The organism is Nocardia sp. NPDC051929 (assembly GCF_044548645.1).
Lineage (GTDB): Bacteria > Actinomycetota > Actinomycetes > Mycobacteriales > Mycobacteriaceae > Nocardia > Nocardia sichangensis.
Genome location: NZ_JBIUCG010000078.1, coordinates 1 through 1,019 on the forward strand (window position 1 = coordinate 1; position 1,019 = coordinate 1,019).

Annotated in this window: 1 protein-coding gene; it reads left to right on the plus strand. The window is 68.5% G+C overall.

The window, feature by feature from the left end; genetic code table 11:
• Positions 1-37: 37 nt before the first annotated feature.
• A partial coding sequence (locus ACIHAX_RS37820; protein ID WP_397282474.1) for an oxidoreductase occupies positions 38-1,019 on the plus strand: 982 nt, incomplete at its 3' end.

Here is a 1,019-nt window from a genome sequence, read left to right on the forward strand (position 1 = left end):
CTCCCGGACCCGTCCGGACGCTCGTATGCTCGTCCGCATGGAGTTCTGGGCGATGGTGGCACACGAATCGGATAGCGGGATCGTCCTGACCCGGCAGCAGGCCGGCGAGGATTTCCTCGGGCCGGGTGACGTGACGATCAAAGTGCACTACTCGAGCGCGAACTACAAGGACGGGCTGGCGATCACCAAGGGCGGCGGTGTGGTGCGCAACTACCCGATCGTCCCTGGGATCGACATCGTCGGCGAGGTGGTCGAGTCCGCCGACGACGATTTCGCCCCGGGTGACCAGGTGATCGCGCACGGATACGACATCGGTGTCGCGCACAACGGCGGCTTCGCCGAATACGCCAGGGTGCCCGCCGAATGGGTGGTCAAGCTGGAGGGCCTGAGCCTGCGCGACGCGGCCGCGCTCGGCACCGCCGGGTTCACCGCGGCCCTGAGCGTGCAGGCCCTGCTCGATCGCGGCCTCATGCCGGACGCGGGCCCGGTGCTGGTCACCGGCGCGACCGGCGGGGTCGGCAGCGTGAGCATCGACATTCTCTCCGGCCTCGGCTTCGAAGTCATCGCTTCCACCGGCAAGACCGACGCGAACGATCTGCTCAGCGAGATCGGTGCGAACGAGGTGATCGGCAGGCTGCCGGAGGACCCGAACGCCAAGCCGCGGCCATTGACCAAAGCGCGGTGGGCCGCGGCCGTGGACAGCGTCGGCGGCGCGTCGCTGGCCTACGTGCTGAGCGCCATCGGCTACGGCGGCGCGGTCGCGGCCAGCGGGCTCACCGGCGGAGCGGAACTGCCCACTACGGTGATGCCGTTCATTCTGCGCGGCGTCACCCTGGAAGGCATCGATTCGGTCAACCTTCCGATCGAGCGCCGCAGGGAGGTGTGGGCCCAGCTCGGCAAAGAACTACGACCGCAGCATCTTTCGACCCTGGAGAACTACGCTCCGATCACCGATGTGGAGCGGGTGCTGCACTCCATCCGCAACGGCAGCCACCGGGGGCGCACCGTTCTCGGCGTCA